This window comes from Streptomyces sp. NPDC002309 (assembly GCF_053593375.1).
The window spans coordinates 48,993-69,894 of the sequence record NZ_JBSFCI010000035.1; the positions used below are offsets into that span (position 1 = coordinate 48,993).

Annotated in this window: 21 protein-coding genes; 19 read left to right on the forward strand and 2 right to left on the reverse strand. The window is 67.6% G+C overall.

Going from position 1 to position 20,902, the window contains the following annotated elements; genetic code table 11:
• The first annotated feature begins 35 nt into the window (after positions 1-35).
• Positions 36-3,935, forward strand: coding sequence for a DNA-directed RNA polymerase subunit beta' (locus ACWCPM_RS26450; protein ID WP_450978759.1), 3,900 nt, complete (start codon positions 36-38; stop codon positions 3,933-3,935).
• A 131-nt stretch (positions 3,936-4,066) separates the two neighbouring features.
• On the opposite strand, the gene ACWCPM_RS26455 is transcribed toward ACWCPM_RS26450, so the two are convergent.
• Both ACWCPM_RS26455 and ACWCPM_RS26460 read right to left on the reverse strand, forming a co-directional pair.
• Positions 4,067-4,954: a prohibitin family protein gene (locus tag ACWCPM_RS26455; protein WP_450978760.1), complete on the reverse strand. Its 888-nt coding sequence runs from the start codon at positions 4,952-4,954 to the stop codon at positions 4,067-4,069.
• A gap of 136 nt (positions 4,955-5,090) precedes the next feature.
• A complete protein-coding gene (locus tag ACWCPM_RS26460) occupies positions 5,091-6,404 on the reverse strand; it encodes a hypothetical protein (RefSeq protein ID WP_450978761.1) in 1,314 nt (437 codons plus the stop codon).
• Positions 6,405-6,827: 423 nt separating this feature from the next.
• Here ACWCPM_RS26460 and rpsL point away from each other — a divergent pair, with 423 nt between their 5' ends.
• The 18 genes from rpsL to rpsQ all read left to right on the forward strand — a co-directional run bounded on the left by rpsL (position 6,828) and on the right by rpsQ (position 20,853).
• Positions 6,828-7,199: a 30S ribosomal protein S12 gene (rpsL, locus tag ACWCPM_RS26465; RefSeq protein WP_003948652.1), complete on the forward strand. Its 372-nt coding sequence runs from the start codon at positions 6,828-6,830 to the stop codon at positions 7,197-7,199.
• Positions 7,200-7,201: 2 nt separating this feature from the next.
• Entirely contained in the window at positions 7,202-7,672 is a 471-nt protein-coding gene (rpsG, locus tag ACWCPM_RS26470) for a 30S ribosomal protein S7 (protein ID WP_450978762.1), read from the forward strand.
• A gap of 39 nt (positions 7,673-7,711) precedes the next feature.
• A complete protein-coding gene (fusA, locus tag ACWCPM_RS26475; RefSeq protein ID WP_450978763.1) occupies positions 7,712-9,838 on the forward strand; it encodes an elongation factor G in 2,127 nt (708 codons plus the stop codon).
• Between the two features lie 155 nt (positions 9,839-9,993).
• Positions 9,994-11,187, forward strand: a complete 1,194-nt coding sequence (tuf, locus tag ACWCPM_RS26480) for an elongation factor Tu (protein ID WP_450978764.1) — start codon at positions 9,994-9,996, stop codon at positions 11,185-11,187.
• Positions 11,188-11,481: 294 nt separating this feature from the next.
• Positions 11,482-12,627 carry an acyltransferase family protein gene (locus ACWCPM_RS26485; RefSeq protein ID WP_450978765.1) on the forward strand — a complete coding sequence of 382 codons (1,146 nt, stop codon included), beginning with the start codon at positions 11,482-11,484 and terminating at the stop codon, positions 12,625-12,627.
• 145 nt (positions 12,628-12,772) lie between these two features.
• On the forward strand, positions 12,773-14,140 hold the full coding sequence (gdhA, locus tag ACWCPM_RS26490) for an NADP-specific glutamate dehydrogenase (RefSeq protein WP_450978766.1): 1,368 nt from the start codon (positions 12,773-12,775) through the stop codon (positions 14,138-14,140).
• A 172-nt stretch (positions 14,141-14,312) separates the two neighbouring features.
• Positions 14,313-15,050: a YoaK family protein gene (locus ACWCPM_RS26495; RefSeq protein ID WP_450978767.1), complete on the forward strand. Its 738-nt coding sequence runs from the start codon at positions 14,313-14,315 to the stop codon at positions 15,048-15,050.
• A 419-nt stretch (positions 15,051-15,469) separates the two neighbouring features.
• Positions 15,470-15,778, forward strand: a complete 309-nt coding sequence (gene rpsJ, locus ACWCPM_RS26500; protein ID WP_003948644.1) for a 30S ribosomal protein S10 — start codon at positions 15,470-15,472, stop codon at positions 15,776-15,778.
• 17 nt (positions 15,779-15,795) lie between these two features.
• Positions 15,796-16,440, forward strand: coding sequence for a 50S ribosomal protein L3 (rplC, locus tag ACWCPM_RS26505; RefSeq protein WP_007384065.1), 645 nt, complete (start codon positions 15,796-15,798; stop codon positions 16,438-16,440).
• Positions 16,441-16,448: 8 nt separating this feature from the next.
• On the forward strand, positions 16,449-17,105 hold the full coding sequence (rplD, locus tag ACWCPM_RS26510; RefSeq protein ID WP_450978768.1) for a 50S ribosomal protein L4: 657 nt from the start codon (positions 16,449-16,451) through the stop codon (positions 17,103-17,105).
• Positions 17,105-17,524: a 50S ribosomal protein L23 gene (rplW, locus tag ACWCPM_RS26515; protein ID WP_450978769.1), complete on the forward strand. Its 420-nt coding sequence runs from the start codon at positions 17,105-17,107 to the stop codon at positions 17,522-17,524. The genes rplD and rplW overlap by 1 nt, the downstream gene beginning before the upstream one ends.
• A gap of 40 nt (positions 17,525-17,564) precedes the next feature.
• On the forward strand, positions 17,565-18,401 hold the full coding sequence (gene rplB, locus ACWCPM_RS26520) for a 50S ribosomal protein L2 (RefSeq protein WP_217143312.1): 837 nt from the start codon (positions 17,565-17,567) through the stop codon (positions 18,399-18,401).
• A gap of 12 nt (positions 18,402-18,413) precedes the next feature.
• Positions 18,414-18,695, forward strand: coding sequence for a 30S ribosomal protein S19 (rpsS, locus tag ACWCPM_RS26525; protein ID WP_003992359.1), 282 nt, complete (start codon positions 18,414-18,416; stop codon positions 18,693-18,695).
• A 41-nt stretch (positions 18,696-18,736) separates the two neighbouring features.
• On the forward strand, positions 18,737-19,084 hold the full coding sequence (rplV, locus tag ACWCPM_RS26530; RefSeq protein WP_003974262.1) for a 50S ribosomal protein L22: 348 nt from the start codon (positions 18,737-18,739) through the stop codon (positions 19,082-19,084).
• Positions 19,084-19,920, forward strand: a complete 837-nt coding sequence (gene rpsC, locus ACWCPM_RS26535; protein ID WP_450978770.1) for a 30S ribosomal protein S3 — start codon at positions 19,084-19,086, stop codon at positions 19,918-19,920. Before rplV ends, rpsC begins: the two co-directional genes overlap by 1 nt.
• 5 nt (positions 19,921-19,925) lie before the next feature.
• Positions 19,926-20,345: a 50S ribosomal protein L16 gene (rplP, locus tag ACWCPM_RS26540; RefSeq protein WP_005313579.1), complete on the forward strand. Its 420-nt coding sequence runs from the start codon at positions 19,926-19,928 to the stop codon at positions 20,343-20,345.
• Positions 20,345-20,569, forward strand: a complete 225-nt coding sequence (rpmC, locus tag ACWCPM_RS26545; RefSeq protein ID WP_007494763.1) for a 50S ribosomal protein L29 — start codon at positions 20,345-20,347, stop codon at positions 20,567-20,569. The genes rplP and rpmC overlap by 1 nt, the downstream gene beginning before the upstream one ends.
• A complete protein-coding gene (gene rpsQ, locus ACWCPM_RS26550; protein WP_018543912.1) occupies positions 20,569-20,853 on the forward strand; it encodes a 30S ribosomal protein S17 in 285 nt (94 codons plus the stop codon). Before rpmC ends, rpsQ begins: the two co-directional genes overlap by 1 nt.
• The last annotated feature ends 49 nt before the right edge of the window (positions 20,854-20,902 follow it).

Genomic DNA, 20,902 nt, shown 5'->3' on the forward strand with positions numbered 1-20,902 from the left:
CCAAGACTTACAACCCTGAGAGGGATTGACGCATAGTGCTCGACGTCAACTTCTTCGATGAGCTCCGGATCGGTCTGGCCACCGCTGACGACATCCGTCAGTGGAGCCACGGCGAGGTCAAGAAGCCCGAGACCATCAACTACCGCACCCTCAAGCCCGAAAAGGACGGACTCTTCTGCGAGAAGATCTTCGGTCCGACCCGGGACTGGGAGTGCTACTGCGGCAAGTACAAGCGCGTCCGCTTCAAGGGCATCATCTGCGAGCGCTGTGGCGTCGAGGTCACGCGCGCCAAGGTGCGCCGTGAGCGGATGGGCCACATCGAACTGGCCGCTCCCGTCACCCACATCTGGTACTTCAAGGGCGTTCCGTCGCGGCTGGGCTACCTGCTCGACCTCGCCCCGAAGGACCTGGAGAAGGTCATCTACTTCGCCGCGTACATGATCACGTACGTGGACGAGGAGCGCCGTACGCGCGACCTGCCCTCGCTGGAGGCGCACGTCTCCGTCGAGCGTCAGCAGATCGAGCAGCGCCGCGACGCCGATCTGGAAGGCCGCGCCAAGAAGCTCGAGACCGACCTGGCCGAGCTGGAGGCCGAGGGCGCCAAGTCCGACGTGCGCCGCAAGGTGCGCGAGGGCGCCGAGCGTGAGATGAAGCAGCTGCGCGACCGTGCGCAGCGCGAGATCGACCGCCTCGACGAGGTGTGGAACCGGTTCAAGAACCTCAAGGTCCAGGACCTGGAGGGCGACGAGCTGCTCTACCGCGAGCTGCGTGACCGCTTCGGCACGTACTTCGACGGTTCGATGGGTGCCGCGGCGCTGCAGAAGCGCCTGGAGTCCTTCGACCTCGACGAGGAGGCCGAGCGCCTCCGCGAGATCATCCGCACCGGCAAGGGCCAGAAGAAGACCCGTGCGCTCAAGCGCCTGAAGGTCGTCTCCGCGTTCCTGCAGACCAGCAACAGCCCCAAGGGCATGGTGCTCGACTGCGTGCCGGTCATCCCGCCGGACCTCCGCCCGATGGTGCAGCTGGACGGTGGCCGCTTCGCGACCTCCGACCTGAACGACCTGTACCGCCGTGTGATCAACCGGAACAACCGTCTGAAGCGGCTTCTCGACCTCGGCGCGCCCGAGATCATCGTGAACAACGAGAAGCGCATGCTCCAGGAGGCCGTGGACGCCCTCTTCGACAACGGTCGTCGTGGTCGCCCGGTGACCGGTCCCGGCAACCGCCCGCTCAAGTCCCTCAGCGACATGCTGAAGGGCAAGCAGGGTCGTTTCCGTCAGAACCTCCTCGGCAAGCGTGTGGACTACTCCGCGCGTTCCGTGATCGTCGTCGGTCCGCAGCTGAAGCTGCACCAGTGCGGTCTGCCGAAGGCGATGGCGCTGGAGCTGTTCAAGCCGTTCGTGATGAAGCGTCTGGTCGACCTGAACCACGCGCAGAACATCAAGAGCGCCAAGCGCATGGTCGAGCGCGGCCGCACCGTGGTGTACGACGTCCTCGAAGAGGTCATCGCCGAGCACCCGGTGCTGCTGAACCGTGCGCCCACCCTGCACCGCCTCGGCATCCAGGCCTTCGAGCCGCAGCTGGTCGAGGGCAAGGCCATCCAGATCCACCCGCTCGTCTGCACCGCGTTCAACGCGGACTTCGACGGTGACCAGATGGCCGTGCACCTGCCGCTGTCCGCGGAGGCGCAGGCCGAGGCCCGCATCCTGATGCTGTCCTCGAACAACATCCTCAAGCCCGCCGACGGCCGTCCGGTGACGATGCCGACCCAGGACATGGTGCTGGGTCTGTACTTCCTCACCACGGACGCCGAGGGCCGTGAGATCAAGGGCACCGACCGCCTGTTCTCCTCGGTCGCCGAGGCGATCATGGCGTTCGACGCCGGCGAGCTCTCGCTGCAGGCGCCGGTCGACATCCGCTTCCCGGTGGGCACCATCCCGCCGCGTGGCTGGGAGCCGCCGGTCCGTGAGGAGGGCGAGCCGGAGTGGCAGCAGGGTGACAGCTTCACCCTGAAGACCACGCTGGGCCGCGCGCTCTTCAACGAGCTGCTGCCCGAGGACTACCCGTTCGTCGACTACGAGGTCGGCAAGAAGCAGCTCTCCCAGATCGTCAACGACCTGGCCGAGCGCTACCCGAAGGTCATCGTGGCGGCGACGCTCGACAACCTGAAGGCGTCCGGCTTCTTCTGGGCCACCCGCTCCGGCGTCACCGTGGCCATCTCCGACGTCGTCGTTCCCGAGGCGAAGAAGGAGATCGTCAAGGGCTACGAGGCGCAGGACGAGAAGGTCCAGAAGCAGTACGAGCGCGGTCTGATCACCAAGGACGAGCGCACGCAGGAGCTCATCGCGATCTGGACCAAGGCGACCAACGAGGTCGCCGAGGCGATGAACGAGAACTTCCCGAAGACCAACCCGATCTTCATGATGGTGAACTCGGGTGCACGAGGCAACATGATGCAGATGCGTCAGATCGCCGGTATGCGTGGTCTCGTGTCGAACGCCAAGAACGAGACGATCCCGCGTCCGATCAAGGCCTCGTTCCGTGAGGGTCTGTCCGTGCTGGAGTACTTCATCTCCACGCACGGTGCCCGTAAGGGTCTGGCGGACACCGCTCTGCGTACCGCCGACTCGGGTTACCTGACCCGTCGTCTGGTCGACGTCTCGCAGGACGTCATCATCCGCGAGGAGGACTGCGGCACCGACCGCGGTCTGCGGCTGTCGATCGCCGAGCGTGGCGCCGACGGCGCGCTGCTCAAGGCGGAGGACGTCGAGACGTCCGTGTACGCGCGCTGCCTCGCCGAGGACATCGTCGTGGACGGCAAGGTGCTGGCCCCGGCCGGCACCGACCTGGGCGACGTGCTCATCGACGAGCTGATCCGCCACGGTGTCTCCGAGGTCAAGACCCGCTCGGTCCTGACCTGTGAGTCCGCCGTCGGCACCTGCGCCATGTGCTACGGCCGCTCGCTGGCCACCGGCAAGCTGGTCGACATCGGTGAGGCGGTCGGCATCATCGCCGCCCAGTCCATCGGTGAGCCCGGTACCCAGCTGACGATGCGTACCTTCCACACCGGTGGTGTGGCCGGTGACGACATCACCCAGGGTCTGCCGCGTGTCGTCGAGCTCTTCGAGGCCCGTACCCCGAAGGGTGTCGCCCCGATCTCCGAGGCCTCCGGCCGCGTGCGGATCGAGGAGACCGAGAAGACCAAGAAGCTGGTCATCACCCCGGACGACGGCAGCGACGAGACGGCGTTCCCGATCTCGAAGCGCGCCCGGCTCCTGGTCAGCGAGGGCGAGCACGTCGAGGTGGGCCAGAAGCTCACCGTGGGTGCCACCAACCCGCACGACGTGCTGCGCATCCTGGGTCAGCGTGCCGTCCAGGTCCACCTGGTCGGCGAGGTCCAGAAGGTCTACAACTCGCAGGGTGTGTCGATCCACGACAAGCACATCGAGATCATCATCCGGCAGATGCTGCGCCGTGTGACGATCATCGAGTCCGGCGACGCCGAGCTGCTGCCCGGCGAGCTGGTCGAGCGCTCGAAGTTCGAGACCGAGAACCGTCGTGTGGTCCAGGAGGGCGGTCACCCGGCCTCCGGTCGTCCGCAGCTGATGGGTATCACCAAGGCCTCGCTGGCGACCGAGTCGTGGCTGTCGGCGGCGTCCTTCCAGGAGACGACCAGGGTCCTGACGGACGCGGCGATCAACGCCAAGTCCGACTCCCTGATCGGCCTCAAGGAGAACGTCATCATCGGTAAGCTCATCCCGGCCGGTACGGGTCTGGCCCGCTACCGCAACATCCGGGTCGAGCCGACCGAGGAGGCCAAGGCCGCGATGTACTCGGCCGTGGGCTACGACGACATCGACTACTCGCCGTTCGGCACGGGCTCCGGCCAGGCCGTCCCGCTGGAGGACTACGACTACGGTCCGTACAACCAGTAAGCGAGTCGCATGAGTCGAGGGGCGGTCCCGTTCGCGGGGCCGCCCCTCGGCGTTTGCTCAGTGGTCGGTCAGTCGGTCAGCCGTGCGTCGCGCCGGACGGCCGGACGGTCGGCCCGACCCCGGGCCGGACGCTAGTTCTTGGTGCCGTCCACGATGACCGGGGTGCCGTCGGCGCCCGTGCCGCAGGGCACCGCGTAGACCGGGTTGGCCTTGGAGGCTTCCTTGAACGCCTCCAGGCACTGGTTGTAGAGCACCTTGTCGCTCAGCGACCGGTCGATGATCTTGTTGGCGCGGGCGATGCCCTCCGCCTCGATCCTCTTGCGCTCCGCCTCGGCCTCGGCCGTACGTGCCGCCTCGGTGGCCCGCTGCGTGGCCTGCTCCTGCTGGATCTTCTTGTCGATCTGCTCCTGCAGCTTCTCCGAGGGCTTCACATTGCGCAGGTTGACGGCGGTGACGTCGATCCCGCGCGGCGCCAGGCGCTCCTTGATCAGAACGGCGATCTCCGAGCTGATCTGCTCGCGGGCGGAGACGTAGCCCTCCTCGCTGGTGTGCTGCGCGAAGACATTGCGGATGATCTCGCGGCTGTCCGGCATCACCAGCCGCTCCTGGACCGCCTCCTCGCTGCCCGCCAGCCGGTACAGCTCGACCGACTTCGACGGCACGACGGCCCACTTGATGGTGACGTCCGCGTACAGGACACCGCCCTGGGAGGAACGGACCTCGACGACGTCGTCGTCGTGGAGGTTGAGGTCCACCGGGCGCGTGGCGAAGGACGTCACGTCGGTGAACGGCGACTTGACGTGGATGCCCGAGGTCATCGGCTCACCGATCTTGCCGAAGGTGACCGGCACGCCGACCTCGTAGGCGGTCACGACATGGACGCAGGCGAAGACGCCGGCCAGCAGGCCCGCCACGGCGCTCAGCGCGGCGCCCAGCTTCCAGCCTCCCCCGGCACGGGCACGTCCGATGAAGAAGACGACGACCGCCGCGATGAGCAGCAGGATGGACAGCACGAACACGGGTTTCCCCCTCCGGGACAGGGTGTCGCGCCCCTCCCCGGGCGCGACAGGCAGCGCAGCCTAGCCTCCGGGTGATCGCGGCGAGGGGGATACCAGATGAACAGCCGCCCGGACCTGTGTCGTGAACGTGCGACGGCTAGGGGATGCCCAGTTCGAACAGCGCATAGTGGGCGTACCAGCCCGACGCCGGGGCCGCGGTCGCGAAGAACACGGTGAGCATCGGCCCGGACAGCCGGCTCATCGCGGCGGCCGGGGCGAGCAGGAGGGGGAAGCAGGGGAGCAGATAGCGCGAGGTGTTGCCGAAGATCTGCTGGGTGCCCAGCACGCTGACGACACTGGCGAGCGTGTACGCCACCAGCACCAGCGGCGGGCGCTTGCGCAGCATCAGCGCGATCAGGAACGGCAGTGCCAGGACCAGTTGGAAGGCGAGGAGGTCGGGCACGGAGAACGCGAAGATGTAGTCGTGCTTCCCGATCGCCGTGTTGCCCAGCACGTCGAGGGTGTACGCGCCGAAGTCGAAGAAGTGCAGCCATCCGTCGCGCTGGAGCGTGAAGTACGCCGTCAGTTCGCCCATGCTGAGCCCGACCCAGGCGACGTAGGTGAGCAGACCCAGCGGTGCGGCGCACATGGCGTACACCGGGCCCGCCACGCCGTGCTTGCGCCGGCTCTCCCGCCGGGCGAGCGTCACCAGCGCGGCGAGCCCCACGGCACCGATGAGCGCGGCGGAAGTGGGCCTGTTCAGGCCGGCCACGAAGGCGAGCATCCCGGCGGCGACCCAGCGCCCCTTCATCACGCTGTAGCAGCACCAGGCGGCGATCGCCACGAACACGGACTCGGAGTACACCGCCCACTCGACGCCGGAGCCGGGCGCCACCGCCCACAGACCCGCGGCGATGGTGCCGGCGCGGGCGCCCGCGAGCAGCGAGATCACGGCGTAGATGCCGGCCGCCGCGACGAAGGAGGCGATCACCGAGACCAGGATCCCGGAGCCGTACAGTCCGAGCCCGGTCACCTCGGAGGTGCCGCGGATCAGGCCGGGGTAGAGGGGGAAGAACGCGACGGAGTTCTGCTCCACCGTGAACATCCCGCCGGGATCGAGTCGCCGCAGGGGCCCGGGGTCGTAGCCCTTCTCGGCGACCTGGAGGTACCACCAGCCGTCCCAGGTGGCGAGGACGTCCCACCAGTGGGCGCCGCCGCCGAAGCGGGGGTTCTTCTCCCGGTACTCGCCGGACGCCATCAGCAGGACGGCGAAGACGAAGGTCCCGACGAGCTTGGCGGTGCCGTAGAGGAGCAGGGGAGCGCCGTACGGTCGCAGTCCGTCCGGGACCCTGAGGGGACGGGAGATCCGCGGAATGCGCGAGAGGTACGTACGTGGCGTACGCGGCCGATCCGCGCCGGCACCGGCCCGCGCGGCGGAATCCGTCGTCTCGGAACTGGCGGCCGTGCTCATGCCTGTGGTCCCCCTCCGGCCCGATCCCCGTGCCCCGGGCGGGGCGTCACATCCCGGATGATCGCGAAACATGTGCCTTAAGATCCCGACAGCGTCGCACATGCGTGCAGGGCCGTGGGGGCTGGGTGGGAACGGGGGGCCGGGCCGAAGAGGATGTTTGGCATGGTCAGTGCCACTCTGTGGGCGCCGGGCATTTGTTTTGACCGCAGCGTATGCGGTAGGTACGCTCAGACCTTGTGCCTGGGGTGTGCCCTGGCTTCCGTGCGTGTCTTCCGCCGCACGGGGAGTCCGAGAGCGGCCACCGTGATCTGCGCTTCCTCCCGCCTCGCGGCGGGGGTCCGCTGGATTCGACACACCCGACCGCGTGGGTCGGCGATGTTCCAGGTTAGCTTCACCATTCGGCACACAGAAACCGGAGAAGTAGTGCCTACGATCCAGCAGCTGGTCCGGAAGGGCCGGCAGGACAAGGTCGAGAAGAACAAGACGCCCGCACTCGAGGGTTCCCCTCAGCGCCGGGGCGTCTGCACGCGTGTGTTCACGACTACCCCGAAGAAGCCGAACTCGGCCCTGCGTAAGGTCGCGCGTGTGCGTCTGACCAGCGGGATCGAAGTCACCGCTTACATTCCGGGTGAGGGACACAACCTGCAGGAGCACTCCATCGTGCTCGTGCGCGGCGGCCGTGTGAAGGACCTGCCGGGTGTTCGCTACAAGATCATCCGCGGATCGCTCGACACCCAGGGTGTCAAGAACCGCAAGCAGGCCCGCAGCCGCTACGGCGCCAAGAAGGAGAAGTAAGAATGCCTCGTAAGGGCCCCGCCCCGAAGCGCCCGGTCATCATCGACCCGGTCTACGGTTCTCCTCTGGTGACCTCCCTCATCAACAAGGTGCTGCTGAACGGCAAGCGCTCCACCGCCGAGCGCATCGTCTACGGCGCCATGGAGGGCCTGCGTGAGAAGTCGGGCAACGACCCGGTCATCACGCTGAAGCGCGCGCTGGAGAACATCAAGCCGACCCTTGAGGTCAAGTCCCGCCGTGTCGGTGGCGCGACCTACCAGGTTCCGATCGAGGTCAAGCCCGGTCGCGCCAACACCCTCGCGCTGCGCTGGCTCGTCGGTTACTCGCGCGCCCGTCGCGAGAAGACCATGACCGAGCGCCTCCTCAACGAACTTCTCGACGCGTCCAACGGCCTCGGCGCCGCTGTGAAGAAGCGCGAGGACACCCACAAGATGGCCGAGTCCAACAAGGCCTTCGCGCACTACCGCTGGTAGTCGCAGACCCCATCGAGACCGAGAGAAGACTGAAGCCTTATGGCTACCACTTCACTTGACCTGGCCAAGGTCCGCAACATCGGGATCATGGCCCACATCGACGCGGGCAAGACGACCACCACCGAGCGGATCCTCTTCTACACCGGCGTCAGCTACAAGATCGGTGAGGTCCACGACGGCGCTGCCACCATGGACTGGATGGAGCAGGAGCAGGAGCGTGGCATCACGATCACCTCTGCTGCCACCACCTGTCACTGGCCGCTCGAGGACAACGACTACACGATCAACATCATCGACACCCCGGGGCACGTCGACTTCACCGTCGAGGTGGAGCGTTCGCTGCGCGTCCTCGACGGTGCCGTGACCGTGTTCGACGGTGTCGCCGGTGTCGAGCCGCAGTCCGAGACGGTGTGGCGTCAGGCCGACCGCTACGGCGTGCCGCGGATCTGCTTCGTGAACAAGCTGGACCGTACCGGCGCCGAGTTCCACCGCTGCGTGGACATGATCTCGGACCGCCTGGGTGCCGTGCCGCTCGTCATGCAGCTGCCGATCGGCGCCGAGATGGACTTCAAGGGCGTTGTGGACCTGGTCCGCATGAAGGCGCTCGTGTGGTCCGCCGAGGCGGCGAAGGGCGAGATGTACGACGTCGTCGACATCCCGGCCACGCACACCGAGGCCGCCGAGGAGTGGCGCGGCAAGCTGGTCGAGGCTGTCGCGGAGAACGACGAAGAGATCATGGAGCTGTACCTGGAGGGCGAAGAGCCCACCGAGGAGCAGCTGTACGCCGCGATCCGTCGTATCACCATCGCGTCCGGCAAGTCCGACGGCGTCACGGTCACCCCCGTGTTCTGTGGCACCGCGTTCAAGAACAAGGGCGTCCAGCCCCTGCTCGACGCGGTCGTCCGCTACCTGCCGACGCCGCTCGACGTCGAGGCCATCGAGGGCCACGACGTCAAGGACGCCGAGGTCGTCGTCAAGCGCAAGCCGTCGGACGACGAGCCGCTGTCCGCGCTCGCCTTCAAGATCATGAGCGACCCGCACCTCGGCAAGCTCACCTTCGTCCGGATCTACTCCGGTCGCCTGGAGTCCGGCACCGCGGTGCTGAACTCGGTCAAGGGCAAGAAGGAGCGCATCGGCAAGATCTACCGCATGCACGCGAACAAGCGTGAGGAGATCGAGTCGGTGGGCGCCGGCGACATCGTCGCCGTGATGGGCCTCAAGCAGACCACCACCGGTGAGACGCTGAGCGACGACAAGAACCCGGTCATCCTGGAGTCCATGGACTTCCCGGCGCCGGTCATCCAGGTCGCCATCGAGCCCAAGTCCAAGGGTGACCAGGAGAAGCTGGGTGTCGCCATCCAGCGTCTCGCGGAGGAGGACCCCTCCTTCCAGGTCCACTCGGACGAGGAGACCGGCCAGACCATCATCGGTGGCATGGGCGAGCTGCACCTCGAGGTGCTGGTCGACCGTATGCGCCGTGAGTTCAAGGTCGAGGCCAACGTCGGCAAGCCGCAGGTCGCGTACCGCGAGACGATCCGCAAGGGCGTCGAGCGTCACGACTACACGCACAAGAAGCAGACCGGTGGTACCGGTCAGTTCGCCAAGGTGCAGATCGCGATCGAGCCGATCGAGGGCGGCGACGCCTCGTACGAGTTCGTGAACAAGGTCACCGGTGGCCGTATCCCGAAGGAGTACATCCCTTCGGTCGACGCGGGTGCGCAGGAGGCCATGCAGTTCGGCATCCTGGCGGGCTACGAGATGACCGGCGTCCGCGTCATTCTTCTCGACGGTGGCTACCACGAGGTCGACTCCTCCGAGCTCGCGTTCAAGATCGCCGGTTCGCAGGCCTTCAAGGAGGCCGCGCGCAAGGCCAGCCCCGTGCTGCTCGAGCCGATGATGGCCGTAGAGGTCACCACGCCCGAGGACTACATGGGTGAGGTCATCGGCGACATCAACTCCCGCCGTGGTCAGATCCAGGCCATGGAGGAGCGGGCCGGTGCCCGTGTCGTGAGGGGCCTCGTGCCCCTTTCGGAGATGTTCGGCTACGTCGGGGACCTCCGCAGCAAGACGTCGGGTCGCGCAAGCTACTCGATGCAGTTCGACTCCTACGCCGAGGTTCCGCGGAACGTCGCCGAGGAGATCATCGCGAAGGCCAAGGGCGAGTAACGCACCGCGTTCTCACGCCGTAGGCTTGACTCCGGAGCCTCACGGGGCATTCGCCCGCAATCAGGGTGAATGCCTCGGGGCCCGGGACCCAACAGCAAAGATCACCTGGCGCCGATGAACCAAGGCGTACAGAACCACTCCACAGGAGGACCCCAGTGGCGAAGGCGAAGTTCGAGCGGACTAAGCCGCACGTCAACATCGGCACCATCGGTCACATCGACCACGGTAAGACGACCCTCACGGCCGCCATTACCAAGGTGCTGCACGACGCGTACCCGGACCTGAACGAGGCCACCGCGTTCGACAACATCGACAAGGCGCCCGAGGAGCGTCAGCGCGGTATCACCATCTCCATCGCGCACGTCGAGTACCAGACGGAGACCCGTCACTACGCCCACGTCGACTGCCCCGGTCACGCGGACTACATCAAGAACATGATCACCGGTGCCGCGCAGATGGACGGCGCGATCCTCGTCGTCGCCGCCACCGACGGTCCGATGCCGCAGACCAAGGAGCACGTGCTCCTGGCCCGCCAGGTCGGCGTGCCGTACATCGTCGTCGCCCTGAACAAGGCCGACATGGTGGACGACGAGGAGATCCTGGAGCTCGTCGAGCTCGAGGTCCGTGAGCTCCTCTCCGAGTACGAGTTCCCGGGCGACGACCTGCCGGTCGTCAAGGTCTCCGCGCTCAAGGCCCTCGAGGGCGACGCCGAGTGGACCCAGTCCGTCCTCGACCTGATGAAGGCTGTCGACGAGTCCGTCCCGCAGCCCGAGCGTGACGTCGACAAGCCGTTCCTGATGCCGATCGAGGACGTCTTCACGATCACCGGTCGTGGCACGGTCGTCACCGGTCGTATCGAGCGTGGTGTCCTCAAGGTCAACGAGACCGTCGACATCATCGGCATCAAGACCGAGAAGACCACCACCACGGTCACCGGTATCGAGATGTTCCGCAAGCTGCTCGACGAGGGCCAGGCCGGTGAGAACGTCGGTCTGCTGCTCCGCGGCATCAAGCGCGAGGACGTCGAGCGCGGCCAGTGCATCATCAAGCCGGGCTCTGTCACCCCGCACACCGAGTTCGAGGCTCAGGCCTACATCCTGTCGAAGGACGAGGGTGGCCGTCACACTCCCTTCTTCAACAACTACCGTCCGCAGTTCTACTTCCGTACGACGGACGTGACCGGCGTGGTGACCCTCCCCGAGGGCACCGAGATGGTCATGCCGGGTGACAACACCGAGATGACGGTGTCGCTCATCCAGCCCGTCGCCATGGAAGAGGGCCTGAAGTTCGCCATCCGTGAGGGTGGCCGGACCGTGGGCGCCGGCCAGGTCATCAAGATCACCAAGTAAGTCCGCTTGCTTGAAGGTCGCCTGACCTGAAAAGGCCTGAAGGGGCCCGTACGACTTCGGTCGTGCGGGCCCCTTTGCCATGTCCCGGAGTGCTGGTCGAACACCGTGCGGGGGAATGGCGAGAGTTGCGTCAACTTCCCTGTGGGTGCGGGTGATTTGCCCGCTTCTGTCTTTATGGGCCGGAAAGTGTCGTCGTAGCGTGAAGCGTCGTTCAGTGGCCGTCGGGCCCCGAGTCCCTCCCGAGGATGGCTAGGACTGTTGATGCAGGGTGTGCGCAGCGGATTGTCGATACCCATGCCGGTCGCGGTGGCCGAACGCCCGCCACAGCCGCTCGACGCACCCGGAGCCGGCGACTCGGCCCGTGCCCGCGACCGGCGGCCCCGGCTGTACGTCGTCGACGGCATCCGTCTCGTCGCCGCCCTGATGGTGGTCCTGCACCACTTCGCGGGCACTCGCCGGGCGAACGAGGCCGGGAACATCATCTGGGACCGCCCGGTCTCGGAACTCATGCCGACCGTGTTCCGCGTCGCCTCCTTCGGCTGGATCGGGGTCGAGATCTTCTTCGTGATCAGCGGCTTCGTGATCTGCATGTCGTGCTGGGGGCGCACGCCGAAGGACTTTTTCGTCTCGCGGGTGATCCGCCTCTACCCGGCGTACTGGTTCGCCGTCCTCTTCACGACGGCCGTGCTGGTGCTGCTGCCGGGGGTGAAGGAGCGGCTGCGGCTGCCGGAGGTCCTGTTCAACCTGACGATGCTGCAGTCGGGCTCCGGGGTGCCGAACGTCGACCCCGTGTACTGGACACTCTGGTCGGAGCTCCGCTTCTATCTGCTGTTCCTCGTCGTCGTCGCCATGGGACTGACCTACCGCCGGGTCGTCGTGTTCTGCTGCGTCTGGGGCGCCGCGGCGATGCTGGCCCCGGTCTCCCGGCTCCCGCTGCTGACGCTGGTCGCCGACCCGGGCGCCGCCTGGTACTTCATCGCCGGTCTCGCCCTCTACCTCATGCACCGCTTCGGCCAGGACCTGCTGCTGTGGGGCATCCTCGCGATGTCCTGGCTGACGGGACAGCTGGAGCTGGGGGAGCGGGTCGAGTACGAGCAGGTCAGCAGCTGGCGGGGCGCGGTCGTCGTCTTCACCCTCTTCATGCTGCTGATGGTGGGCGTCGCCCTCGGCTGGACCGACCGCGTCCGCTGGAGGTGGCTGGTGACGGCGGGCTGCCTGACGTACCCGCTGTACCTCACGCACTACCTGGCGGGCACGGTCCTCATCCACCACCTCCGCGGCACGATGGACCCCCGCCTCCTCGTCGTGACCCTGATCGCCGGGTTCCTGGTGCTGAGCCGGCTGGTGCACGGTCTCGTGGAACGGCCGGTGGCTCGGGTGCTGAAGAGGGGGCTGGAGTCGTCGTTCGTGCGGCTGCGGGCGTTTCAACGGGTGGTGTGAGCGCCCCGGGGCGGGGCGGGGCCAGGCGGGTGCATGCGGGTTCGGGCGGTCTCCCGGTGCGCGGATCGGGTATGTGTGGGCACGCGTCCTGAACGCGTCGGGCGGACAGGCCGTACCAGCGGTCGTGCCGGACGAAAGGGAGCCCGTGACGAAGCGACGCGACGAGACCAGGACGACGGACACGCTGAACCGCCTCCGGGCGGAGATCGAGGACCGCAACCCCGCACAGCCGGAGTTCCTCCAGGCCGTCGCCGAGGTGCTGGACACCCTGGCGCCGGTGCTGGCGGACCGCCCGGAGTACTCGGAGCCGGGGCTGGTGGAGCGGCTGTGCGAGCCGGAGCGGCAGATCGTCTTCCGGGTGCCGTGGCAGGACGACCGGGGGCGGGTGCACGTCGACCGCGGCTATCGCGTGGAGTTCAACAGCGCGCTCGGTCCGTACAAGGGCGGCCTGCGCTTCCACCCCTCGGTGAACCTCGGCATCGTCAAGTTCCTGGGCTTCGAGCAGATCTTCAAGAACGCGCTGACCGGCCTCGGCATCGGCGGCGGCAAGGGCGGCAGCGACTTCGATCCGAGGGGGCGCAGCGACGCGGAGGTCATGCGGTTCTGCCAGTCCTTCATGACGGAGCTGCACCGCCACATCGGCGCCCACACGGACGTGCCGGCGGGTGACATCGGCGTCGGCGGCCGGGAGATCGGCTATCTCTTCGGCCAGTACCGGCGCATCACCAACCGCTGGGAGGCCGGCGTACTGACCGGCAAGGGTCCGGGCTGGGGCGGCTCGCTGATCCGTCCGGAGGCGACGGGGTACGGAAACGTCCTGTTCACGGCCGCGATGCTGCGCGAGCGCGGCGAGGACCTGGAGGGGCAGTCCGTGGTCGTGTCGGGCTCCGGGAACGTCGCGATCCATACCGTCGAGAAGCTGACCGCGCTCGGTGCGAACCCCCTGACCTGCTCGGACTCCTCCGGCTACGTGGTCGACGAGAAGGGTGTCGACCTGGAACTGCTGCGGCAGGTCAAGGAGGTGGAACGGGCCCGGATCGCCACGTACGCGCAGCGCCGGGGCGGCTCGGCGCGGTTCGTGCCGGGCGGCCGGGTCTGGGAGGTCCCGGCCGACGTCGCCCTGCCGTCCGCCACCCAGAACGAACTGGACGAGAAGGACGCCGCGGCCCTGATCCGCAACGGCGTGAAGGCCGTCTCGGAGGGCGCGAACATGCCCACGACCCCGGGCGCCGTCCAGCTGTTCCAGCGGTCCGGGGTCGCCTTCGGGCCCGGCAAGGCGGCGAACGCGGGCGGTGTCGCGGTCAGCGCCCTGGAGATGGCGCAGAACGCCTCCCGGACGGCCTGGCCCGCGGCCCGTGTCGAGGAGGAACTCGCCCGCGTCATGACCGACATCCACACCACCTGCCGAGAGACCGCCGCCCGCTACGGCAGCCCGGGCGACTACGTCACGGGTGCGAACATCGCGGGGTTCGAGCGGGTGGCGGAGGCGATGCTCGCGCAGGGGGTCATCTGAGACACGGGAGGCCGGGGCCGACCCTTCGGGTGAGCGGCTCGACGGGCCGCTCGGGACCGCCGTCCGGCTCGCCGGGCCGAGGCACCGGCGTGCTCCGCGCGGCCGACCTGATCGGCGTAGTGGCCCGCGGCAGCGGAGGCCCGTCGCGGGGTTCGCGGCTTACGGTCCCCGTATGAAGCGGACCCCCCGCTCGGAGCCCGGCACGGGCGTCGGGCTCACCTCCGCCATGATGGTGCTCACGCTGGCGACCGGCATGATCGAGGCGGTCAGCTTCCTCGTGCTGGGCCCGACCTTCACGGCCGTGCAGACCGGCAACCTGCTCTTCCTCGCCTTCGCGCTCATCGGCGCGGCCGAGCTCTCCCCGGCGGCGGCGGGGGTCTCCGTCGCCGGTTTCGCGGTCGGCGCGGTGGCCGCCTCCCTCTACGCGGCACACCTGGACGCCCACGGCCGCCGCTGGCTCGTGCCCGGCCTGATCACCGAGGCGCTGCTCCTGAGCTGGGGCGGTCTGGTCGCGTGGCACCTCGGCGTCGACGACCCGGACGGCGGACGCGGCACCGGCCGTCAGCTAGTCGTGATCGCCCTGGTGGCAGCGGCCATGGGCGTACGCAACGTCACCACCCTGCGGGTACCGGTTCCGGACGTGCCCACCACGGTCTCCACGCGCGCGCTCACCGCGTTCCTCGGCGGCCTGGTGCCGGCCGTCGGCCGGGGCGAAGGCGCCGGCCCGCGTGTCGAGGGCCGTCGCCTCGCCTCGGTCGGTGCCATGTTCGCGGGCGGCCTGGTGGGTGCCTGGCTCCTCCACGAGGCCGTGCGCCCGGCGGTGCTCCTGCTGGCGCCCGCCGCAGCGGCCCTGGTGCTGGGCGTGGCGTTGTGGGCGGTGCGGCGACGGCGGGCGGGGAATCCGGACTGAGCCGGCGCGGGTGCTCCGGACCGGGGTTTGACCTGCGCCACACCCGGGGTATTCTCTCCGGCTCGATTGGCGTCGGCACTGCCCCATATGGCAGACTGTCCGAGTTGCTCGGCCGAGTGTTGATGCTGCGCGCCTCCCGCCGGGAGGACCGGAAGCGAGTCCCACAGTACTCGTCGTCCCCATGTGGGGCGGACGTACGGGAATCTTCCGGGAAGTGTCAGTGCGGCACCGACCAGGCACCCGGTGGGCCTCTCGCCCCCGATTCACGGTTCCGGCAGGGCTGTGTGCGATCCCGCAGGGATGTTCGAACAAGGGACATCTTTGTCAGCGAGACTGCGACACGCCCGACCGCGTGGGTCGGAGAAGAGGACAGGGACACCGGGTTCCAGAGCTGTTAGAGACAGGACTACGAAGTAGCCATGGCGGGACAGAAGATCCGCATCCGGCTCAAGGCCTACGACCACGAGGTCATCGATTCCTCGGCGAAGAAGATCGTCGAGACGGTGACCCGCACTGGTGCGTCGGTCGCGGGCCCGGTGCCGCTGCCCACTGAGAAGAACGTGTACTGCGTCATCAAGTCGCCGCACAAGTACAAGGACTCGCGCGAGCACTTCGAGATGCGCACGCACAAGCGCCTGATCGACATCCTCGACCCGACGCCCAAGACCGTTGACTCCCTGATGCGACTCGACCTCCCGGCCGGTGTCGACATCGAGATCAAGCTCTGAGGCCGGTGATCTGAGAGATGGCTAAGCAGATCAAGGGCATCCTGGGCGAGAAGCTCGGTATGACGCAGGTGTGGGACGAGAACAACCGCGTTGTTCCGGTCACCGTCGTCAAGGCCGGGCCCAATGTCGTCACCCAGGTCCGTACGAACGACGCCGACGGCTACGAGTCCGTCCAGATCGCGTTCGGCGAGATCGACCCGCGCAAGGTGAACAAGCCCCTCAAGGGCCACTTCGCCAAGGCCGACGTCACTCCCCGCCGCCACCTCGTCGAGATCCGTACCGCTGACGCCAGCGAGTACACCCTCGGCCAGGAGATCACCGCTGAGGTGTTCGAGGCCGGCATCAAGGTCGACGTGACCGGCAAGAGCAAGGGCAAGGGCTTCGCCGGTGTCATGAAGCGTCACAACTTCAAGGGCCTCGGCGCCGGACACGGCACCCAGCGCAAGCACCGCTCCCCCGGCTCCATCGGTGGCTGCGCCACCCCGGGCCGCGTGTTCAAGGGCCTGCGCATGGCGGGTCGCATGGGCAACGAGCGGGTCACCACCCAGAACCTGACCGTCCACGCCGTTGACGCGGAGAAGGGTCTGCTGCTCATCAAGGGCGCGGTTCCCGGTCCGAACGGCGGCCTCGTCCTGGTCCGCACCGCGGCCAAGGGGGCCTGAGGTAACCGATGAGCACTGTTGACATCCTTTCGCCGGCGGGCGACAAGGCCGGTTCCGTCGAGCTCCCCGCGGAGATCTTCGGCGTTGAGAAGGTCAGCATCCCGCTGATCCACCAGGTCGTCGTCGCGCAGCTGGCCGCTGCCCGCCAGGGCACGCACAAGACCAAGACCCGCGGTGAAGTCCGTGGTGGCGGCAGGAAGCCGTACCGCCAGAAGGGCACCGGCCGCGCCCGTCAGGGTTCGACCCGCGCCCCGCAGTTCGCCGGCGGTGGCGTCGTCCACGGCCCGCAGCCGCGTGACTACTCGCAGCGGACCCCCAAGAAGATGAAGGCCGCGGCCCTGCGCCACGCCCTCACCGACCGGGCCCGCCACAACCGCATCCACGTCGTCTCCGGCGTCGTCGAGGGTGATAACCCGTCGACGAAGGCCGCCCGGACGCTGTTCGGCAAGATCTCGGAGCGCAAGAACCTGCTCCTGGTCGTCGACCGCGCCGACGAGGCCGCGTGGCTGTCCGCCCGCAACCTGCCCCAGGTCCACATCCTGGAGCCGGGCCAGCTGAACACGTACGACGTTCTCGTCTCGGACGACGTGGTCTTCACCCAGGCCGCCTTCGAGTCCTTCGTGTCCGGCCCGAAGGCCACCGACACCGAAGGGAGCGAGGCCTGATGGCTACGCGTCACCCGAGCATCGCCTCCAAGGCGGCCAAGGCCGCCAAGGCAGCGCGCGTCGCCAAGGCGCGTCGCCACGAGGCCGAGGGCAAGAACACCGTCGTCACCCCGGTGAGCAAGGCCTTCACGGACCCCCGTGACGTCCTGCTGAAGCCGGTCGTGTCCGAGAAGAGCTACGCGCTTCTCGACGAGGGCAAGTACACGTTCATCGTGGCCCCGAACGCCAACAAGACCCAGATCAAGCAGGCCGTCCAGGCGGTCTTCTCGGTCAAGGTCACCGGCGTGAACACGATCAACCGCCAGGGCAAGCGCAAGCGCACCAAGACCGGTTTCGGTCAGCGTGCCGGCACCAAGCGCGCGATCGTGACCCTCGCCGAGGGCGACCGTATCGACATCTTCGGCGGTCCGACCTCCTGACGGAGGTCCGGATCGTCCGATATCGGACGAGGACTGAGAAATGGGAATCCGCAAGTACAAGCCGACGACGCCGGGCCGTCGTGGCTCCAGCGTCGCCGACTTCGTCGAGGTCACGCGGTCCACGCCGGAGAAGTCGCTGGTCCGCCCGCTGCACAGCAAGGGCGGCCGTAACAACGCCGGTCGTGTGACCGTTCGCCACCAGGGTGGCGGACACAAGCGCGCCTACCGAGTGATCGACTTCCGTCGTCACGACAAGGACGGCGTGCCGGCGAAGGTCGCGCACATCGAGTACGACCCCAACCGCACCGCGCGTATCGCGCTGCTGCACTACGCCGACGGCGAGAAGCGCTACATCCTCGCCCCGCGCAACCTGCAGCAGGGCGACCGCGTCGAGAACGGTCCCGGGGCCGACATCAAGCCGGGCAACAACCTGGCGCTCCGCAACATCCCGGTCGGTACCACGATCCACGCGATCGAGCTCCGTCCCGGTGGCGGTGCCAAGTTCGCCCGCTCCGCCGGTGCCTCCGTGCAGCTGCTCGCGAAGGAGGGCTCGATGGCCCACCTCCGCATGCCGTCCGGAGAGATCCGCCTGGTCGACGTGCGCTGCCGCGCCACCGTCGGCGAGGTCGGCAACGCCGAGCAGTCGAACATCAACTGGGGTAAGGCGGGCCGTAAGCGCTGGCTGGGCGTTCGCCCGACCGTGCGTGGTGTGGTCATGAACCCGGTCGACCACCCGCACGGTGGTGGTGAGGGTCGTACCTCCGGTGGTCGCCACCCGGTGTCCCCGTGGGGCAAGAAGGAAGGCCGTACTCGTTCGCCCAAGAAGGCGTCGAACAAGTACATCGTCCGCCGCCGCAAGACGAACAAGAAGCGCTAAGGACGGGTTGAGATGCCTCGTAGCTTGAAGAAGGGGCCCTTCGTCGACGACCACCTGATCAAGAAGGTGGACGCCCAGAACGAAGCCGGCACCAAGAACGTCATCAAGACCTGGTCCCGTCGCTCGATGATCGTGCCGGCCATGCTCGGCCACACGCTCGCGGTGCACAACGGCAAGACCCACATCCCGGTGTTCGTCACCGAGTCGATGGTCGGCCACAAGCTCGGCGAGTTCTCGCCGACCCGCACCTTCCGGGGCCACGTCAAGGACGACCGGAAGTCGAAGCGCCGCTAAAGCGGATCGCATTCAGACAAAGAAACCTGAAAGGGACAACCATGGAAGCCAGGGCCCAGGCGCGGTACATCCGCGTCACGCCCATGAAGGCCCGCCGTGTGGTGGACCTCATCCGTGGCATGGATGCCACGGAGGCCCAGGCGGTCCTGCGATTCGCTCCGCAGGCCGCCTCCGTACCGGTCGGCAAGGTGCTCGACAGCGCCATTGCCAACGCCGCGCACAACTACGACCACACCGACGCCGACAGCCTCTTCATCTCCGAGGCGTACGTCGACGAGGGCCCGACCCTGAAGCGGTTCCGGCCGCGTGCCCAGGGCCGTGCCTACCGGATCCGCAAGCGGACCAGCCACATCACCGTGGTCGTCAGCAGCAAGGAAGGAACCCGGTAATGGGCCAGAAGGTTAACCCGCATGGGTTCCGCCTCGGCATCACCACGGACTTCAAGTCCCGTTGGTACGCCGACAAGCTGTACAAGGACTACGTCAAGGAAGACGTCGCCATCCGTCGGATGATGACGTCCGGCATGGAGCGCGCCGGTATCTCCAAGGTGGAGATCGAGCGCACCCGTGACCGCGTCCGCGTCGACATCCACACCGCTCGCCCGGGCATCGTCATCGGCCGCCGCGGCGCCGAGGCCGACCGCATCCGCGGCGACCTGGAGAAGCTGACCGGCAAGCAGGTCCAGCTGAACATCCTCGAGGTCAAGAACCCCGAGACGGATGCTCAGCTGGTCGCCCAGGCCGTCGCCGAGCAGCTCTCCTCCCGCGTCTCCTTCCGTCGGGCCATGCGCAAGAGCATGCAGTCCGCCATGAAGGCCGGCGCCAAGGGCATCAAGATCCAGTGCGGTGGCCGCCTCGGCGGCGCCGAGATGTCCCGCTCGGAGTTCTACCGCGAGGGCCGTGTGCCCCTGCACACGCTCCGCGCGAACGTGGACTACGGCTTCTTCGAGGCCAAGACGACCTTCGGCCGTATCGGCGTGAAGGTCTGGATCTACAAGGGCGATGTCAAGAACATCGCCGAGGTCCGTGCCGAGAACGCTGCCGCCCGTGCGGGTAACCGCCCGGCGCGCGGTGGCGGCGGCGCCGACCGTCCGGCCCGTGGTGGCCGTGGCGGCGAGCGTGGCGGGCGCGGTCGCAAGCCGCAGCAGGCTGCTGGTGCCGAGGCCCCCAAGGCCGAGGCCCCCGCGGCTGCCGCTCCGGCTGAGAGCACCGGAACGGAGGCCTGACCGACATGCTGATCCCCCGTAGGGTCAAGCACCGCAAGCAGCACCACCCCAAGCGCCGCGGTATGGCCAAGGGTGGTACCACGGTTGCGTTCGGCGAGTACGGCATCCAGGCCATGACTCCGGCGTACGTGACCAACCGCCAGATCGAGGCGGCCCGTATCGCGATGACCCGCCACATCAAGCGTGGCGGCAAGGTCTGGATCAACATCTACCCGGACCGCCCCCTCACCAAGAAGCCCGCCGAGACCCGCATGGGTTCCGGTAAGGGTTCTCCGGAGTGGTGGGTCGCGAACGTGCACCCGGGTCGGGTCATGTTCGAGCTGTCGTACCCCAACGAGAAGATCGCCCGTGAGGCGCTGACTCGTGCGGCCCACAAGCTGCCGATGAAGTGCCGGATCGTCAAGCGCGAGGCAGGTGAAGCGTGATGTCGGCCGGTACCAAGGCGTCCGAGCTGCGCGAGCTGGGCAACGAGGAGCTTCTGGCGAAGCTCCGCGAGGCCAAGGAAGAGCTGTTCAATCTCCGCTTCCAGGCGGCGACGGGTCAGCTCGAGAACCATGGCCGTCTCAAGGCGGTCCGCAAGGACATCGCCCGGATCTACACCCTCATGCGTGAGCGTGAGCTCGGCATCGAGACGGTGGAGAACGCCTGATGAGCGAGAAGAACGTGACTGAGAACGCAGAAGCGCGCGGCTTCCGCAAGACCCGTGAGGGTCTTGTCGTCAGCGACAAGATGGACAAGACCGTCGTCGTCGCCGTCGAGGACCGCGTCAAGCACGCGCTGTACGGCAAGGTCATCCGCCGTACGAACAAGCTCAAGGCGCACGACGAGCAGAACGCCGCGGGCGTCGGCGACCGTGTCCTCCTCATGGAGACCCGGCCGCTGTCCGCGACGAAGCGCTGGCGCGTCGTCGAGATCCTCGAGAAGGCCAAGTAATCCCTCCTAGGGGGACCCCCTAGGCATCGTTCCGCCAGGCTCGGGGCGG

Bases quoted from the DNA above. Each gene is read 5' to 3' on its own strand.
- rplW (WP_450978769.1), top strand. From the start codon at position 17,105: ATGGCTACGCGTCACCCGAGCATCGCCTCCAAGGCGGCCAAGGCCGCC.
- rpsC (WP_450978770.1), top strand. From the start codon at position 19,084: ATGGGCCAGAAGGTTAACCCGCATGGGTTCCGCCTCGGCATCACCACG.
- rplD (WP_450978768.1), top strand. From the start codon at position 16,449: ATGAGCACTGTTGACATCCTTTCGCCGGCGGGCGACAAGGCCGGTTCC.
- fusA (WP_450978763.1), top strand. From the start codon at position 7,712: ATGGCTACCACTTCACTTGACCTGGCCAAGGTCCGCAACATCGGGATC.
- rplV (WP_003974262.1), top strand. From the start codon at position 18,737: ATGGAAGCCAGGGCCCAGGCGCGGTACATCCGCGTCACGCCCATGAAG.
- rpmC (WP_007494763.1), top strand. From the start codon at position 20,345: ATGTCGGCCGGTACCAAGGCGTCCGAGCTGCGCGAGCTGGGCAACGAG.
- rpsS (WP_003992359.1), top strand. From the start codon at position 18,414: ATGCCTCGTAGCTTGAAGAAGGGGCCCTTCGTCGACGACCACCTGATC.
- rplP (WP_005313579.1), top strand. From the start codon at position 19,926: ATGCTGATCCCCCGTAGGGTCAAGCACCGCAAGCAGCACCACCCCAAG.
- rpsG (WP_450978762.1), top strand. From the start codon at position 7,202: ATGCCTCGTAAGGGCCCCGCCCCGAAGCGCCCGGTCATCATCGACCCG.
- rplB (WP_217143312.1), top strand. From the start codon at position 17,565: ATGGGAATCCGCAAGTACAAGCCGACGACGCCGGGCCGTCGTGGCTCC.
- rpsQ (WP_018543912.1), top strand. From the start codon at position 20,569: ATGAGCGAGAAGAACGTGACTGAGAACGCAGAAGCGCGCGGCTTCCGC.
- ACWCPM_RS26460 (WP_450978761.1), bottom strand. From the start codon at position 6,404: ATGAGCACGGCCGCCAGTTCCGAGACGACGGATTCCGCCGCGCGGGCC.
- ACWCPM_RS26485 (WP_450978765.1), top strand. From the start codon at position 11,482: ATGCCGGTCGCGGTGGCCGAACGCCCGCCACAGCCGCTCGACGCACCC.
- rpsJ (WP_003948644.1), top strand. From the start codon at position 15,470: ATGGCGGGACAGAAGATCCGCATCCGGCTCAAGGCCTACGACCACGAG.
- rplC (WP_007384065.1), top strand. From the start codon at position 15,796: ATGGCTAAGCAGATCAAGGGCATCCTGGGCGAGAAGCTCGGTATGACG.
- ACWCPM_RS26495 (WP_450978767.1), top strand. From the start codon at position 14,313: ATGAAGCGGACCCCCCGCTCGGAGCCCGGCACGGGCGTCGGGCTCACC.